The organism is Marinomonas transparens, from assembly GCF_016463975.1.
Classification (GTDB): Bacteria; Pseudomonadota; Gammaproteobacteria; order Pseudomonadales; family Marinomonadaceae; genus Marinomonas; species Marinomonas transparens.
The window spans coordinates 297,811-315,324 of record NZ_JAEMNX010000002.1; the positions used below are offsets into that span (position 1 = coordinate 297,811).

Annotated in this window: 17 protein-coding genes; 2 read left to right on the forward strand and 15 right to left on the reverse strand. The window is 44.4% G+C overall.

The window, feature by feature from the left end:
• Nucleotides 1-3: 3 nt before the first annotated feature.
• From fliG to bioB, 11 genes are all read right to left on the reverse strand, one after another.
• A complete protein-coding gene (fliG, locus tag I8J31_RS03840; RefSeq protein ID WP_199466970.1) occupies nt 4-1,017 on the reverse strand; it encodes a flagellar motor switch protein FliG in 1,014 nt (337 codons plus the stop codon).
• Nucleotides 1,014-2,690 (reverse strand): flagellar basal-body MS-ring/collar protein FliF, encoded by a 1,677-nt coding sequence (gene fliF / locus I8J31_RS03845; RefSeq protein ID WP_199466971.1) that lies wholly within the window; start codon nt 2,688-2,690, stop codon nt 1,014-1,016. The genes fliG and fliF overlap by 4 nt, the downstream gene beginning before the upstream one ends.
• A 27-nt stretch (nt 2,691-2,717) precedes the next feature.
• On the reverse strand, nt 2,718-3,077 hold the full coding sequence (gene fliE / locus I8J31_RS03850) for a flagellar hook-basal body complex protein FliE (RefSeq protein ID WP_199466972.1): 360 nt from the start codon (nt 3,075-3,077) through the stop codon (nt 2,718-2,720).
• 68 nt (nt 3,078-3,145) lie between these two features.
• Complete coding sequence (locus I8J31_RS03855) at nt 3,146-4,492, reverse strand: sigma-54-dependent transcriptional regulator (RefSeq protein WP_199466973.1); 1,347 nt, start codon at nt 4,490-4,492, stop codon at nt 3,146-3,148.
• A 1-nt stretch (nt 4,493) separates the two neighbouring features.
• Nucleotides 4,494-5,648 (reverse strand): sensor histidine kinase, encoded by a 1,155-nt coding sequence (locus tag I8J31_RS03860; protein WP_199466974.1) that lies wholly within the window; start codon nt 5,646-5,648, stop codon nt 4,494-4,496.
• Nucleotides 5,648-6,118, reverse strand: a complete 471-nt coding sequence (locus I8J31_RS03865; protein WP_199466975.1) for a helix-turn-helix domain-containing protein — start codon at nt 6,116-6,118, stop codon at nt 5,648-5,650. The genes I8J31_RS03860 and I8J31_RS03865 overlap by 1 nt, the downstream gene beginning before the upstream one ends.
• Before the next feature lie 77 nt (nt 6,119-6,195).
• Nucleotides 6,196-6,879, reverse strand: coding sequence for a dethiobiotin synthase (gene bioD / locus I8J31_RS03870; RefSeq protein WP_199466976.1), 684 nt, complete (start codon nt 6,877-6,879; stop codon nt 6,196-6,198).
• Between the two features lie 3 nt (nt 6,880-6,882).
• The gene (bioC, locus tag I8J31_RS03875; RefSeq protein WP_199466977.1) at nt 6,883-7,692 is read right to left on the reverse strand and encodes a malonyl-ACP O-methyltransferase BioC; all 810 of its coding nucleotides are present in this window, start codon (nt 7,690-7,692) and stop codon (nt 6,883-6,885) included.
• Nucleotides 7,676-8,491, reverse strand: coding sequence for an alpha/beta fold hydrolase (locus I8J31_RS03880; protein ID WP_199466978.1), 816 nt, complete (start codon nt 8,489-8,491; stop codon nt 7,676-7,678). Before I8J31_RS03880 ends, bioC begins: the two co-directional genes overlap by 17 nt.
• Nucleotides 8,492-8,500: 9 nt before the next feature.
• Nucleotides 8,501-9,682, reverse strand: a complete 1,182-nt coding sequence (gene bioF, locus I8J31_RS03885) for an 8-amino-7-oxononanoate synthase (protein WP_199466979.1) — start codon at nt 9,680-9,682, stop codon at nt 8,501-8,503.
• Complete coding sequence (gene bioB, locus I8J31_RS03890; protein ID WP_199466980.1) at nt 9,666-10,733, reverse strand: biotin synthase BioB; 1,068 nt, start codon at nt 10,731-10,733, stop codon at nt 9,666-9,668. Before bioB ends, bioF begins: the two co-directional genes overlap by 17 nt.
• A 38-nt stretch (nt 10,734-10,771) precedes the next feature.
• On the opposite strand from bioB, the gene I8J31_RS03895 reads away from it, so the two are divergent.
• Both I8J31_RS03895 and bioA read left to right on the forward strand, forming a co-directional pair.
• Nucleotides 10,772-11,533 carry a ComF family protein gene (locus I8J31_RS03895; RefSeq protein WP_199466981.1) on the forward strand — a complete coding sequence of 254 codons (762 nt, stop codon included), beginning with the start codon at nt 10,772-10,774 and terminating at the stop codon, nt 11,531-11,533.
• 62 nt (nt 11,534-11,595) lie between these two features.
• Complete coding sequence (gene bioA, locus I8J31_RS03900) at nt 11,596-12,930, forward strand: adenosylmethionine--8-amino-7-oxononanoate transaminase (protein ID WP_199466982.1); 1,335 nt, start codon at nt 11,596-11,598, stop codon at nt 12,928-12,930.
• Between the two features lie 75 nt (nt 12,931-13,005).
• On the opposite strand, the gene I8J31_RS03905 is transcribed toward bioA, so the two are convergent.
• From I8J31_RS03905 to I8J31_RS03920, 4 genes are all read right to left on the reverse strand, one after another.
• Complete coding sequence (locus tag I8J31_RS03905) at nt 13,006-14,568, reverse strand: methyl-accepting chemotaxis protein (RefSeq protein WP_199466983.1); 1,563 nt, start codon at nt 14,566-14,568, stop codon at nt 13,006-13,008.
• A 79-nt stretch (nt 14,569-14,647) separates the two neighbouring features.
• Nucleotides 14,648-16,024 carry a replicative DNA helicase gene (dnaB, locus tag I8J31_RS03910; protein ID WP_199466984.1) on the reverse strand — a complete coding sequence of 459 codons (1,377 nt, stop codon included), beginning with the start codon at nt 16,022-16,024 and terminating at the stop codon, nt 14,648-14,650.
• Between the two features lie 143 nt (nt 16,025-16,167).
• Nucleotides 16,168-16,611: a 50S ribosomal protein L9 gene (rplI, locus tag I8J31_RS03915; RefSeq protein ID WP_199466985.1), complete on the reverse strand. Its 444-nt coding sequence runs from the start codon at nt 16,609-16,611 to the stop codon at nt 16,168-16,170.
• A 23-nt stretch (nt 16,612-16,634) separates the two neighbouring features.
• Nucleotides 16,635-17,495, reverse strand: coding sequence for a YybS family protein (locus I8J31_RS03920; protein ID WP_199466986.1), 861 nt, complete (start codon nt 17,493-17,495; stop codon nt 16,635-16,637).
• Between the last annotated feature and the right edge of the window lie 19 nt (nt 17,496-17,514).

The window sequence follows — 17,514 nt, forward strand, 5'->3', positions numbered from 1 at the left end:
TAACTAAACCATCTGCTCACCGCCGCCACCAAGAACGATTTCACCGTTATCAGCAAGACGTCTGGCCACTGCCAGTATTTCTTTTTGGGCGACTTCTACTTCACTAACACGCACCGGGCCTTTCGCTTCCAAATCATCTTTCAACATATCCGCCGCACGGGAAGACATATTTTTAAAGACTTTTTCTTGCATATCTGGATCAGCCCCTTTCAAAGCAAGAATCAAGGTTTCAGATTCCACTTCACGTAAAATAACCTGAATACCACGGTCATCCACATCCAACAAATTGTCGAAGACAAACATCAAATCTTGAATTGTATTAGCAAGATCTTCATCAACATCACGAATAGACTCCATCAACTCAGTCTCTACCGAGCTATCAATAAAGTTCATGATATTGGCCGCAGTACGAATACCACCAATGGTCGTAGATTGTGTTGATTGATTGCCTGAGAACTGACGCTCTAGAATATTATTCAACTCTAGCAGCGCAGCTGGCTGCACTGTTTCCAAGGCAGAAACACGTAACACAATGTCTAGGCGAACCCGTTCATCAAAGTTCGCTAAAATATCAGCCGCTTGGTCTGGATCAAGATAAGAAATAACAATGGCCTGAATCTGGGGGTGTTCATAACGAATAACATCCGCAACGGCACGAGACTCCATCCACTTTAAGGTATCTAACCCTGTGGTATTGCCCCCCAATAAAATTCGATCAATCAAACTGCCCGCTTTCTCTTCCCCAAGGGCCTCTTTCAACATATTACGAATATAACCGTCAGCACCTAAGCCTAAGCCCGTTTGATCTCCAACCAGTACCAAGAAGTCATCTAACACTTTTTCGACCTGATGACGCTGCACATTCGCCAACTGAGCCATACACTGACCAATGCGCTGAACCTCTTTCGGGCCCATATGCTTGAGAATTTGTGCCGCATCGGATTCACCAAGCGACATCAGAAGAACTGCCGCCTTCTGAACCGAACTTAACTCTGCACCTGAATCAGCTTCACTCATTTACTTTCCATTACCCATTGTTTTACAACCTGAGCAACACGCTCTGGTTCTTCCGCAATCAAACCGCGAATCGCATTTAACTGACGATCAATTTTCTCAGGAGAACCAGGCACCAATATATCTTCAGCACTCACCAGCGACACTTGATCGTCTGAAATATCATCCGTCTCATCAGAAAAAATTGCCGCTTCTGTATCTTCTGCCACAGCAATCTTATTCTGTTCGCTAAGCGTTTTCAAAATTGGACGAACCACAACCAACAATAATAGAAGGACAAACACCCCGACTAGCACTGGCTGCAATAAATTCATAAACCAAGTCTGCTGATAGAAAGGCAGCTCAGCTTCTGGCTCTACAGGTTCTGGCACAGCAAAGGGTGAATTAATAACACTGACACTATCACCTCGAGCCGGATCATAACCCACTGTGTCCCGAACCAATAAAGTTAAACGCCCCAGTTCATCATCATTCCAAGGCGTTCGCACAAGCTCAGCGGTCTCTGCATTCAAGCTTGCTAAATCATCCACCACAACAGCAACGGATAAACGCCTTATGGTGCCTTGCTGGCGCTTGGTATAACTAATACTTCGATCCAATTCAAAATTTCGTGTGGTTTCTTCTCGGGACTGACCATTCTGAGCTGGCGCATTACCACCAATAGGAGCGCCATTCTCATCCACCGCCTCTGGAGCAGACACAGCACCAGGAGGCTGATTACTTAAAGCGCCTGGAATTCCTCCTGAAGTCTCTCCCGCACCCCGATTTTCCTTAAGCGTCTGTTCACTACGTAACGCCAACAAATCTGGATTATATTGCTCATTGGTTTTTTCGATAGCGGTAAAATCAATATCTGCCGACACTTCTGCCTTAAAACGCCCTTCACCAACGACTGGCCCCAGAATACTATTCACCCGGCGTAATAATACTTCTTCCACCTTACGGGCATAGTCAAATTGTTTACCAGCAACCGATAATTCTGAGTCTATATCTTTTTCTGTCAATAAGGTTCCACGTTGATCAACCACAGTGACATCTTTATCGCTTAACTGAGAAATACTAGAGGCAACTAAATTAACAATGGCCTCGACCTGACTACGATCTAAACGTCGCCCTGGATACAACTCCAAAAAAACAGAGGCTGAAGGTTTACGAGTATCACGGACAAAAACCGACTCTTTAGGAATAGCCAGATGCACTCTTGCACTTTTAATGCTTTGTAAACTGGTAATAGTGCGACTTAATTCGCCTTCTAAGCCTCTTCGATAACGCGTTGACTCAACGAACTGCGATGTTCCCAAGCTCTGCTCTTGGTCCATGATTTCCATACCAACAATGTTGTCGGAAACAATGCCTGACCCAGCAAGCTTAAGACGTGCTTGGTGATAAAAATCAGACTCGACTAATAGAGCCCCAGTATTTTCATCTAACTTAAAAGGGATGTTATTCGTACTAAGAATTTCAACAATCTGATCCGCATTATAATCTGTGATACTACTTAACACGGGTTTATAACTTGTGCCACTGGTCCATAACACAGCAGACAAAGCTATGGCGATAGACGCGGCAAGACCGACCATTAATGCTAGCTGACGAATAACTGTCAGTTTATTAAAGCCAGTGACCAGCTCTAAATAGAGCTTTTGTTCCGATTGTTCTGCAGGGACATTATCCATTCAAAAGCGCCAAGCGATTTATCATGCCTAAATGGGCATATTCATGATTTTTTCATACGCGTCTACAAGTTTATTACGCACTTGAGTCATAGCTTCAAATGATACACTGGATTTTTGCAGACCAATCATGACTTGAGGTAAATCAACCCCATCGTCACCGCGTTCATAGGATTGTGCTAATTGAGTCGCTTCTTTCTGCAAGGAGTGAACATTATCGACCGCATTCTTTAGCATTTCTGCAAAATCTGCACGTCCAATAGCCTGGCCATCATCAGCACCGGCAATTTTTTGGATACCAGGTTCAGAAGCCCCTGGTGCTTGCACTTGGGACTGCATATTCCGCATTTGGGATAACACTTGATTAATGTCTGGTCGATCAGAGACCATTATACTCACCTAAAAAAAGCAATACTTACACAGCTTAGCATAAAGCCAATTAAAACAAGATACAAAAATCAATCTACATCGATTCCGCACTCACGCATTTTAGCGATTTTATAGCGTAACGTTCTAGGGCTAATGCCTAATGTCTCCGCAACCACCTTACGCTTACCATTTGCATCGATCAATGCTTGAGCAATAATCCGAAATTCATGCTGCTGAACACCTTTACCTAAAATAGAAGCCGCACTATCATCCTCCTCTTCCGGCTCCGCGACCGTCGCAGGAACACTCATCATATCAAACGCAATATGCTCCTCACCAATCTGTGCGTTCGAACTCAGGATCAGAGCTCGTTGAATCACGTTATCAAGCTCTCGAACATTGCCGGGCCAAGGGTGAGCTTCTAATTTACTTTGCGCTGACGGCTTTAACAAAGCCCCTGAAATTCGCATTTTGGCAGCATTTTTTAGCAGAGAGTGCTGCGCAAGCGGTAAAATATCCCCCTTACGTTCACGAATCGGCAACCAGCGTAAAGGAAATACATTTAACCGATAATACAAATCTTCCCTAAAACCACCTTCTCTGACGTAATCAGCTAGGTCTCGGTTAGTTGTCGCAATAATGCGCACATCTAAAGGAATGGCTTTCTTGCCACCAAGGCGCTCTACTTCTTGCTCTTGCAGAACCCGTAACAACTTAGCTTGTAAGCCAATATCCATTTCGGTAATTTCATCAAGCAATAAAGTACCACCATTAGCTTGCTCAAATTTACCCGCCTGGGAAGACACAGCCCCCGTATAAGCGCCTTTTTCATAACCGAATAAAATGGCTTCCAACATATTCTCTGGAATAGCCGCACAGTTAATAGCAACAAAAGGCGCCTTACGACGATTCGATTCTTGATGTATGAAATTAGCCAGCACCTCTTTACCCGTACCACTTTCCCCGCAAATCAAAACAGTAGAGTCCGTAACAGCCACTCGTTTTGCTAGCTCTAATAAAGCAACACTAGAAGGGTCTTCTGCAATAGGCCGACTGTTAGACTGAGGGGCCGACTTAACGGTATATTTGCCAATGGCGTTTAGTAGCTCCTCCTCTTGGAAAGGCTTTAGTAAATAATCCACCGCACCATCACGCATCGCTTCCACTGCATGGGCTATATCTCCATAAGCTGTCATCAGCATAATGGGAAGCTCTGGATAGCTATCAACCACATGATGCAACAGGTCATAACCATCCATACCAGGCAGGTTAACATCAGACACCACCATATCGAATTGGCTATGTTTCAAAGCAACTATGGCATCTTCTGCGCTATACACCATTTTGCACTGGTAGCTTGCTAGCATTAGCGTATCTTCTAATGCTTCAGCCAACCCCTTATCATCTTCTACAACTAATAACTTAACATCAGACATCTCACATCCTTACAAGAGGGATAGTTAAACTGGCTGTCGTGCCAGCCCCCTCTATACTGTCTATTTCAAACTGTCCATGATGAGCTCTGGCAATCGCCTTAACAACCATTAAGCCCAAACCGGTACCGTGTTGTTTTGTGGTCACAAAACCTTCTTGCACATGCTCTAACTGTTCTTCCGACATACCCACACCACGATCCTTAAAAGCAAACATCACGCCATTCTCATCACAACACCAATTAAGAACAACCAACTCATCTGCGGACTGGGCATCAACGGCATTATTAAGTAAATTCAATAACGCTCCCAATAAGGTTTCTTTATTACATTGAATAAACTCTGTTGATAACAACTCGCTTCCTGAAAACTCAAAACGCATGTTTTTTTGCTGACAAATTTCTTGGCAGTGAGTTACCAACTCATCCATAAAGGCCATCACACTGACATTTTCATCCAGTTTAATTTCACTGCGCGAAAAAATCAGCATGTCACGAATTTGTCTTTCTATATTCACTAATCGATCAGCTAACTTAGTCGCAAAGGTTTGACGCATCAATGGTGACAAATCAAGCTTCTGAAGATGACCTGCATAAAGCGTAGCAGAAGATAAAGGGGTTCTGATTTGATGCGCAAGAGCAGCCACCATTTTTCCCATATTAGATAGTCTTTCATGGTGGGTAAGTTTTTTCTGTAGCAAAAAGGTTTCCGTTAAGTCCACTAGAATCACCAGCTGCCCAGGCACATTACCCAACGACGCGGTTTCCACCCTTACACGGCGCCCGCTCACCATAGACACTTCATGACCATCATCTTTTTGCGGACGAAAACTCAAAGGAACAATAGAACCCCACGACTGACCAACAAGAGGTAAATTAAACAAGCGATCCGCTACCGGATTCGCCATCACTACCTGACCTTCTGCATTCAGCAGCAAAACGCCTACAGGCATAGATTCAAATAGCTGTTGAAACTGCTGCACCAAAATACGGTTTTTATCTTGCTCTTGACGCTTATCCTGCTCAGCCTTCTCCAACTGTTGAGACAAACGCACCACCTCCTGCTGGAGATCTAAATAAGATTTTGCTAGTACATCGGAAGATTCACTAAAAGCCTTAAAAGCCGCTTTTAACTCCGCAATTTCTTCGTCCTTAGTCACTAAAACTCCGACTTATTAATGTTATAACGGCGCATTTTTTCAATCAGTGTAGTGCGTTGGATTTGTAGGTTCTGTGCGGCTTTAGAAACGACACCTTGTGTAGAAACCAAGGCTTGACGAATTAGTAGCGCCTCAAGATGGCGCACATGGAGATTTAAATTCACGCCAGAAGGTTGTGGCAAAGTCCGTAACTGCTGAACTTCTTTTAGTATTGAGGAAAAAACTTGTGAGCGCCAAGGCAGAGGGCATAGCCAAACCGGGTATTCACCATTCACCTCAAGAGAGTCACTCAAAGAAATAATAGGGATAAACTCGTCCAGCTCAAAAGACTGAATACCTTTTCCCAGAACAACAAAATCAGGCAAACGAAAGGCAGTAAAAGACGAGCTGTGATCTATACCCACAAAGGTCAAAACACTTGAAACGCTTGCCATCTCTTCGTCATCTAGACCACACAACCAAGCTTTCACGTCTTCACCTCAAATCTGTATATACCACTCTTATCATACCAGTATAATGGGCTTTCACGGCTAATTTTCAACCCTTATCAATCCAAAAAAGCAGATAGCAACTGATCAAATTCTTGCTCTGCACTGTGCTGGTCTTGATGCCAACTCATAGCACCAAGTAAAGGTGCCGATAATAGCCCCGATAAACTAGCAAGATTCTCTTGATAGCAAGGCATGGTGTCTTGGCCAGCGTTCGCCACCCAACCCGCCAATGATAAACCATCTCTAATAATAGCTTCAGCAGTCAAAAGTGCATGATTTAGACAGCCTAATTTCATGTTCACCACCATCACCACAGGCAAGCCCATAGATTTCGCTAAATCAGATAAAAGCTCTCTGTCATTGAGCGGCACACGCCAGCCACCAGCACCTTCGACCAAAGCAAAATCATGGGGCGTCAATAACGCGCCCTTCAAATACCCTTCTAGGCGCGACGCCGTCACCAATTTGTTCGCCTGAATTGCGGCCAAATGAGGGGCAATCGCTGGCTCTAGCACCACAGGATTTATCTGCTCATAAGGCAAGCTAACACTGCTCGCCCCCTGAATCAGCAAAGCGTCTTCGTTACGCAGCACGCCATCAACCCAGTCAGCACCTGCCGCAATTGGCTTAAGGCCTAACGACCTTAATCCGGCACGCTTTGCCGCTCCCAACAAGCCCACCGTGATATAGGTCTTACCTACATCGGTATCGGTACCCGTAATAAAAAATCGTTTTTTCACTTCTCACTCCAGTGGTTTTTGCATAACAACAAACGCCACCTGATAACTTAATGGAATTCCACATTCACCACGTTGATGCTCATACTGATCAAGAAAAGCCCGCCATTTAGAAGCAGAAACCGCCCCCCTAGGTGAAGGCGAAATAAAACTGGCTCCCACTTTTTTCAATGAATATATCGCGTCCTCTGGAGAATCAAACCACATCACCATATTCGTTAGCTCAGAATAGGAAGCCGTAAAGCCACACTGGGAAATAACCGCCAATAAGGAATCATGGGCAATATAATGATGATGATGTTCATCATCATCCAAACCTTGCCAAGCCCTCCTAATTTCTGGCATAGAATTCTGGGACAGCGTGGAAAAAACAACATAACCCCCCGGTTTTACGACACGATTCAACTCTTTAAATAAGGCTTCAGGCGTCAAACACCACTGAATTGCCAGACTGGAAAAGATCAAATCAAACGATTCGTTAGCAAAAGGCAGCGCCTCAGCATCAGCACAAACATAGGTAGCATTGAGGGTTTTAGGTGCCTTGGTTCGCGCTACAGCTAGCATTTGACATGATAAATCTAAAACAACACAATGATCTGGGTTTAACTTTTCGGACAAAACATTTAACGCCTTCCCCGTCCCTGCTCCAAGGTCGACAATGCTAGACGCTTTTTCTACTGGAAGAAGACCTACAAGACGGCCCAAGACCTTTTTCTGAAAATGTGCATAAGCATCATAGGAATGGGAAGCACGGTCAAAACGTTTGGCGACCCGTTGCTTATAATCAAACAAGGGGGTATCAGGTGTTATTGGCATCAATAAAATTTTCTATGTGACGCACACATTCATCTTCATCTTCAAGAAAAGACTGGTGAGCGCAATTGGGTAATACAACACATTGCTGCAAAGGATTCACATCAGCTTGTTGCTCTATATTCTGCTCAAAGCCATGAGCAGAAACTAAAGCATCCTTGCCTCCTAACAAGTGTAAATTAGGCAAATCCAATAACAACAATTCACGGCGCACGTCTAGGGATCTAAGCAACCTCAGGCCACCTATAAGCGCCGCTCTATTTAAGGTCTGAACAGGCAATAAAGCTTGCAACTGTTTCACCAAAGCCCGCTCGTTACTCGCTCCTTTGGTTTGCAACATTACAAAGCGCTTTAAGCCTTTTTCAGGAGTTTGCTCAACTAACTGCACAAAAGCATCAAAATCATCAACAGACATAGCATGAGGCCAGCCTTCTCTTTGTATGAAGCTCGGTGAGGTAGACAAGGTAATCAAGCCAAGCACCTGACTAGAACGCCGAGCTGCCACGTAAACAGAAATCATGCCACCAAGCGACCAACCCAACCACCAAGCATTGTTCGGAGCCACATCGATGAGTTGCTCAGAAAGCGCATCGATATCGTAATTTGGTCCAATACGAGAGCGAATAATCCACTCTTCATCAAGAGAAATCCCTGGCAAGTTCGCCATCACCACGTAAAAGCGCTGACTTAAGCGCACAGCCAAAGGCCGCATCACCTCTTTCGGCATCGCCCACCCAGACACCATAAAAATAGCTGGATTTGATGAGTTTCCAAGCGCTTCTGTCTCGATGCGAGTACGCATACTGTCCCTCTAGTCTTCTGTCGTTAAAACTTGCTCAAGCGAATCACATAATAGCACCAAATCCGCCTCCGAGTGGGCTGCACTTAAGGTAATTCGTAACCGTGCACTGCCAGCTGGAACGGTAGGCGGGCGAATCGCTGTACACCAAATACCTAAAGATCTTAACGCATCACTCACTTGGATGGCAGCTTTACTATCACCAATAATAATAGGCTGAATTGCGGTATCTGACGCCATCAAGGTAATAGGCAAAGACTGCATTCTCTGGCGGAAATAACTCACATGAGAAGCTAACTGTTCACGGCGCTCTTGCCCTTCAGCCGACTGAATAACCTGCAAAGACGCCAAGCTCGCACCGGCTATCGCTGGCGACATAGCCGTCGTATAAATATAAGGACGGGCAAATTGAGTTAAATAATCAGCGTAGTCATGGGAGGTCGCGACAAAAGCACCTGCCGTACCAAAAGCCTTGCCAAAAGTGCCGACCAAGATAGGTAAACTTGCAGAATCCAAGCCTTCTAGAGACAAACTTCCTCGGCCATTTTCCCCTAAACACCCTAAACCATGAGCATCATCCACCATGAACATCCACTGATGCTCAGCAGCCAGTCTCGATAGAGCAGATAAGGGTGCTAAATCACCATCCATGCTAAATACCCCATCTGTCACCAACAAACCGGAATTAGCAGATTTCGATAAGAGCTTTTCCGCGCTCACCACATCAGCGTGCAAATAACGACGTAGTGGAGCTTGAGCGAGCAAAGCACCGTCAATCAAAGAGGCATGATTAAGCTTATCTTGGACAACCCCCCCCTTCCCAGCCAGCGCAGAAATCACACCAAGATTCGCCATGTAGCCTGTACTAAACAATAGAACTCGCTCATAACCAAGCCAGTCGGCAAGTGCTTCTTCAAGCTGTTGATGAGGAGCAAGATGCCCACAAACTAAATGAGAAGCACCGCCACCCACACCATATTGCTGGGCACTTGCCTGCATTGCTCGAACCAGCTCAGGATGATTTGCTAAACCTAAATAATCATTAGAGCAAAAAGACGTGTAATCTTGGCCATCAATCACGGCATGGGGAACTTGAGGACTCGCTAACGTCACGGTACGACGCATTAGATCATGCTGGCGCCTCTGCTGAAGCGCCGCCAAAACCCAATCCGGCGTATTAAACGCTGGCTTCATAAAACAGCTTAGATTCTTCTTGCTGAACAACTTGGGCAGCTATTGCCTCTGCCACGGCAGCATCTGAATGTTCTTCACGTTTTTCAGGGTTAATGCCTAAATTCGCAAACAAAGCCATATCTTTGTCCGCTTCAGGGTTTCCAGTCGTTAGCAATTTCTCACCGTAAAATATGGAGTTCGCCCCAGCCATAAAACAAAGGGCCTGCGTTTGTTCATTCATACCCTGACGCCCTGCCGATAAACGCACATGAGATTTTGGCATCAAGATACGTGCTACCGCGATGGTACGAATAAATTCAAAGGTGTCTAGATCATCCACATTTTCCAACGGGGTTCCTTCCACCTTAACCAGCATATTGATAGGCACACTTTCTGGATGAGGCGACATATGAGAAAGTTGACGCAATAAACCCACTCGATCTTTTTGCTCTTCCCCCATCCCCATAATACCACCACAACATAATTTAATACCTGAGTCACGAACACGAGATAGAGTATCTAGACGATCTTGGTAGGTACGTGTAGTGATGATACTGTCGTAATATTCAGCCGAGGTATCCAAGTTATGGTTGTAATAATCAAGACCGACATCTGACAAACGCTTAGCCTGCTCATCATTCAGTGTTCCTAAAGTAACGCAGGACTCTAAACCTAAAGATTTCACACCCTTGATCATCTCAAGCACATAGGGAAAGTCTTTTTCTGACGGATGCTTCCACGCTGCTCCCATACAAAAACGACTTGCCCCTTTCTCTTTCGCCAGCGCGGCTTCTTCCAGCACCTTTTGCACTTCCATCAACTTTTCTTTTTCAAGCTCAGTATTGTAATGACCACTCTGCGGGCAATATTTACAATCTTCAGGGCAAGCACCTGTTTTGATCGACAAAAGAGTACTCACTTGCACTTCATTTGGCGTAAAGTTTTCCCTATGTACTGTCTGAGCACGGAACATTAAATCCATAAATGGTAGATCAAAAAGTGCTTTCACCTCAGCTTGAGTCCAATCAAACCGTGGCTCACTGGTGTTTACTACAGACGTATTTAAAGACATTCTACCCTCGATCAAAGAAATTCAATGGAGCAATACTAATGGACTGGAAAATACTGTCAACCACAAAAATAGAGGAGGTTTACTATAGGTTATTTTTAAACCGCTGCTACCTCTGCCATGCAAGAAATGAAAGCCCCATCTGCCACTACTGCTCACAAGGACTAGCACACAACCACCACCATTGCGCCAAATGTAAACTACCCAGTATAAGCAGCCATACGATCTGTGGACACTGCCAAGTCAAGCCTCCCTCATATCACTCCTGCCATGCCCCTTTTCGTTACGAAGGCATCATTAAATCACTCATTCACAGCATAAAATTCAATCGAGGTAATGCCTATACTCGCCCCCTCATCCAACTACTCAGCGAACACCTTATTCAAGCGTATTCAGACAACTGTTGGCCACTACAACTCATCTACGTACCTAGCCACCCAAACAGGATTAAAGAACGTGGCTTTTGCCAAACCAAAACCATGGCCAGCTTACTCGCCAAAAAACTACAACATCACCTAGGAAGTCACGATCTAAACATACCAAAGCAAAACCCTGTCGAAAAACTCGAACACACCCAAGCGCAACACACTCTCAGCAAAAAAGAACGCCTTAAAACGCAAAAAAACCTTTATCGCATAAGTGGACACATTGCCAAACATGTCGCCCTTTTTGACGATGTTATGACCACAGGAAGCACTATAGAAAACTGCACCAAACAACTTTTAAAGGCTGGCGCCGAACGAGTCGATGTATGGGTCATTGCCAGAACACCAGACAAAACCATAAGCCAAACTAACGACTAACTCGCAACAGAAAGCACATTTGTTTACTATCCTCTGGCTTGAACAACAAAACGGCCTTAATAATGCAAACTCCTTCAACACCACAAGACCCTCTAACAACGCTAGAAACCACCCTAACAAATGAAGAATACATAGATCTTGATAAGCAACTGTTGTGGCACCCCTACACCTCAATGAGCAACCCAACACCTCATTACCTTGTAGAAAAAGCGAACGGTTGTGAAATCACCCTAAACGACGGACGAACACTAATTGATGGTATGTCTTCTTGGTGGAGCGTGATCCACGGCTACAACCACCCAACAATGAATGCTGCTATCCAACAGCAACTGTCTCAATTTTCTCATGTGATGTTTGGCGGATTTACCCACAAACCAGCCATTGAACTGGCACGTAGATTAGTCGCAATGACGCCTAGTGAATTACAGCGCGTTTTCTTTTCTGACTCAGGGTCAGTGTCTGTGGAGGTTGCTCTAAAAATGGCAATCCAATACTGGAACACCCAAAACAAGCCAAACAAACAATTTTTTGTCACCCCAAAAAGTGGCTACCATGGTGACACGTTCGCAGCCATGTCTGTTTGCGACCCAGAAAATGGCATGCACAACCTATTCACTGAAGCACTCACCCAACAGCTTTTCGTTTCCCCACCGCCCACAGGGATTCATGACCCCATAAAAAGCGAATACCTCGATGAAATACGACAGGTTTTCCAGCAAAACCATAAAAAAGTAGCCGGCTTCATTATCGAACCAGTGGTGCAAAACGCAGGGGGAATGCGCTTCTATAATCCAGATTATCTCAATCATTTACGCGCGCTTTGTGATGAATTCGATATCTTATTAATTTTTGATGAAATCGCCACAGGATTTGGACGTACAGGGAAGCTTTTCGCCACTGATCATAGCAACATTTGCCCAGATATAATGTGCGTTGGTAAAGCGCTAACAGGAGGGTACATGACACTAGCAGCTACCATTACAACCGATAAAGTTGCCCTTGGCATTAGCGATCAAGGCGGCGTTTTCATGCATGGTCCAACCTTTATGGGCAACCCTCTGGCTTGCTCTGCCGCAAACGCTAGCCTAGCACTACTCAATACCTATGATATTCCAAATAAAATAACCCAGCTTGAAAACTGGATGTGTGAGGCTCTCGCCCCCTGCTCCAAGCTAGAACAAGTCAAAGAAGTTCGATGTTTTGGCGGCATTGGCGTGGTTGAGCTAAAACAGGCTGTCAATCAACATGACATTCAACCTAAATTCGTTGAACTAGGAGTTTGGGTAAGACCATTCGGAAAGCTCATTTATCTGATGCCTCCCTATGTTATCACTCAACAACAAATCCAAACACTTGCACAAGCCATCTATAAAGTAGCAAGCGAAGAACCCAACTAAAGCAAAGTCAAAAAGCATAAAAAACCCTTCGTAAAATAACTTCCGAAGGGGTTTAAAGTTTTCCTACAATCAAAATTACTGCTTCATACGCTCTGCAAGGTTACCTTGCTCATAAGCCTCTTCTTCAATATGAGCAATGTTCAACACAATACTTTCCGCACTTTCAATACTATTGACACTCAAAGCATCAACATCTTGCATATTATTATTAAGGTCACGAGCCAAACCACCCTGCTCTTCCGAAGACACATTAATTTGAGCGGTCATTTCAACAATCTGACTAATGGCCGCTTCTATATCACCCATTTTCTGAGCGACTTGAGTCACACTATCCACCCCCTGCTGAGCGACTAACGTGCCTTTATCAATCGTATTACTCACATCTAATGTATTCGCCTTCAACTCTTCCGTCATATTATGAATATTTTGCGTCGCATCTTGAGTTCGAATCGCCAAGGTCCGAACTTCATCAGCTACTACAGCAAAACCTCTACCGGCCTCACCAGCACGAGCCGACTCAATCGCCGCATTCAATGCCAATAAGTTAGTTTGCTCAGCAATATCACTGATAGAATTAACGACATCATTGATGCTGTCACTACGCTCCGCCAATATAGCTACGACTTTCTTCGCATCAGAAATGTCATGATAAACCTGACGCATGGTATCGCCTGTTTGTTGTGCTAATGAACGACTCTCCTGAGAAAGCGCACCAACAGACTCTGTTGCTTTCACCGCCACATGAACATGCTCTGCCACATTAGTAACACTAGCAAGCAACTGAGAACTAGCCGCCACCACATCCTGAAAAGTATGACGCTGTTTATTCGAGTTGGCCAAATTAGTCGATACACTCGACTTAGCCTCGGACGCCCTATGCTGCAACTGCCGCGCGCCTTCCTTCAAACGATACCTGAAAGTATTACCTGCCGCCTCTTGGTGAATTTTGGCAAATTTTATCGCAGCCTTAACACCTATAGTTTTACAATATAAATACTGACCAATGGGGTTATGTGCTTCTGCCGACAAACTAGAAACCACACTGTTCAATGACTGCTTTTGATGATAAGTCAGCAAAATACCTAAAAGCGCCAAAATAGGCCCTACCACTTGTAGCGCCTGCATATCTGACAATAAGCCAATGATTGCCAACAAAATAAAACATGAGGCCAAGGGCCAAAAAACATTACTTAAATAGGCAGAAACTTTCGTCATTAAAGGAAGCAAGCTTTTGCCACCATTAATACGATCATAAACAGATTGGGCATGATTAATTTCATCACGAGTCGCCTTACGCCGAACCGACTCATAACCAATCACTCGGCTACCGTCCAACAGCGGACTAACATGGGCACTCACCCAGTAATGGTCACCATTTTCACAGCGATTCTTCACCAACCCCATCCAGCTTTTACCTTGCTTTAAATTAGCCCACATATCAGCAAAAACCGCTGGGGGCACATCAGGGTGACGAATCAAATTATGAGGAGCACCGATCAAAGCTTCACGCTCATAACCTGCAACCTTGCAAAAAGCATCGTTAACAAAAGTAATCTGTCCTTTGACATCGGTACTAGATACTAAAACATCACTTTCCGGAAAATCATTTTCTTTATTTGTTACTGGCATCTTGCGCATAAATAACTCTCGATTCCATATTCATTATTTTAATTGATTGTGAGCACCTCTAATCGGCATAAAATACACCATATAAGACCTACTCGTCATCAAAATCCCTATAAGCATCCGGCGCTAAATCTTCAAAGCGCGTATATTTACCCACAAAGGCCAAGCGACAGGTACCGATTGGACCATTACGCTGCTTACCAATAATAATTTCAGCTATACCTTTATGTGGTGTATCTTCATGATAAACCTCATCACGATACACAAAGGAAATGACATCCGCATCCTGCTCAATCGCTCCCGATTCACGCAAATCCGAGTTAACAGGACGTTTATTAGGCCGATTCTCCAAGCTACGGTTTAGCTGAGAAAGTGCCACTACCGGACATTCCATCTCCTTCGCAATTGCCTTAAGTGACCGTGAAATTTCAGAAATTTCATTGGTTCGACCTTCTGTAAACCCCGGAATTTGCATCAACTGAAGATAATCGACCATGATCATCGCGACACCACCATGCTCACGCGCAATACGACGTACACGAGAACGCATCTCCGTTGGACTAATACCACCAGTATCATCAATAAACAGCTTGCGATCCTTCAGCATCTTTACAGATGACATCAGCTTATCCCAATCCTCTTGGATCAACTGGCCGGAACGCATACGCGTCTGATCAATACGACCAAGAGAAGACAACATACGCATCATCAATTGCTCTGAGGGCATCTCCAAACTAAATACAATGACAGGCTTATCTGTAATCATGGTGGCATTTTCCACCAAGTTCATTGCAAAGGTCGTCTTACCCATAGAAGGACGGCCAGCCACGATAATAAGATCCGATTTCTGCATACCCGCGGTCATCGCATCCAGATCCGTAAAGCCGGTACTCAACCCCGTAATCGCCCCTTCTTGATGATAAAGTTCATCGATTTTATCAACCGTCGCACTCAGAATATCGGCCGCAATTCGAGGCCCACCTTTTTTCTCACCACCTTCCGCAATTTGAAATATTTTACGCTCTGCCTCATCCAACACTTCGGCAGCCGTCATACCTTCCGGATGAAAGGCGCGGGAAGAAATTTCATTTGTTGTCGAAATCAAGCGACGCAAAATCGAACGTTCACGAACGATTTCCGCATAAGAGGCAATATTCGAAGAGCTTGGCGTGGCTTCGGCAACCTCAATCAAATAGGCCATGCCACCGATAGATTCTAAATCACCACGCTTATCTAAACGCTCACCTATAGTTACCACATCAATAGGTTCAGACTCATCAGCTAAGCGCGCAATAACAGTAAAAATCAGCTGATGCTCTGGACGGTAAAAATCATCCGCAATAACCAGCTCAGAGACCTTTTCCCAAGCCTCAGGGTCAAGCATTAAACCGCCAACAACGGAACGCTCAGCCTCAATAGAATAAGGTGGTAACTTAATAGAAGCGATTTCAGAATCATCTAGTTGCACGCAAAATACTCATACGAAAATGGAAGAAAAACAGGACAATTAGCTTATCACGCTGATAAAAAAAGGGCATCTTGCAATAAGCAAGATACCCTTCTCTTTTTAAGGAAGATTCACATCTTCTTTAAGTAATCTACCTAGGCAAATTACTCTGCAGTTACAGACAAAGTAATAGTAACAACAACTTCAGCATGAAGTTGAACATCTACTTCGAAAGAACCTGTGTGACGAATCGCGCCTTCAGGAAGACGGATCTCAGCTTTAGATACTTCTACTTGCGCAGAAATAATGTCAGCGATATCACGAGTACCAATAGAACCGAAAAGCTTACCTTCATCGCCCGCATTCGCAGCGATAGTGAAAGTTTTGCCTTCTAGCGTCTGAGCACGAGCTTCAGCTGCGGCTTTACGCTCAGCCGCTTGCGCTTCAAGTTCAACACGACGCTCTTCAAAGCTAGCCAAGTTAGCTTTTGTAGCCATTACAGCTTTTTTGTTCGGAATCAAAAAGTTACGAGCATAGCCTGGTTTAACGACAGCAACGTCACCAATTCCACCTAGCTTGTTTACTTTGTCGAGTAGAATAACTTCCATCTCGATCACCTCTAATTAATCAATTAGCTATCACTTGAGTTGGACGCTTTATCTTGGATTCGCTCGCGTATATTTACAAAACTATCAATTACACAGAGAGCAACCAAAATATTCATGAAATACACGTTCAACACGAAAAATCCAACAAGATAAAATGCGATTAGTCCAACATTCCCAATTCTTTTTTTAGCAAGAATACCATGTATCAACGCTAATCCAGGCAACACTAAAGCAGGCACAGCAGCTTGAGATAAAATAGCGAACGACCCACCTAGGCTTTCACCTATCAGCACCATCACACCCAATATCAAACTAAATGCTACCGGCAGTCTTAGCCGATGAAACTCAGCACGTAATCCACCAGGATTATAGAGCCCTGACTGCCACTTCCTCGCTAAGAATAACGAAGCAATCGCAAAAACCACTTGGAAGATGGATATCGCCACCACCGCCTGATTGAAAATAACACTTTTCTCAGGAGCCTCAACACCTTCAGAAGTCAGCACACTTTGTACCAGCGTTACCGCTAAATTCAATATGTCTGTCATCAAAAGAGGCTGAAGCAGGGAACTGATAACAGCTAAAAAGCTGCCAATCAATAACACCCAACTCCATGACATTGTGACTCTAAGTAAATAGCTCAACAATGCCACATCAATCAACACCATTAATGCTGTAGCATCACCTTGAATCACCCACAACACAAGTGCTGGTAAGCAACCCCAAGCAAATACAGGTATCCCTTCTTTTACACCTTTACGAAGCATCACCAACCCAAGGATGGCAGCCGCTAGCCAAAACATCATAGGGATCAAATTAAACACCATCACACCAATAATGGCATTTAAGCGTTTTTTCATTACCCAATTAGCTAAACCGCTCATAAGGACGCTTCTACTAGCC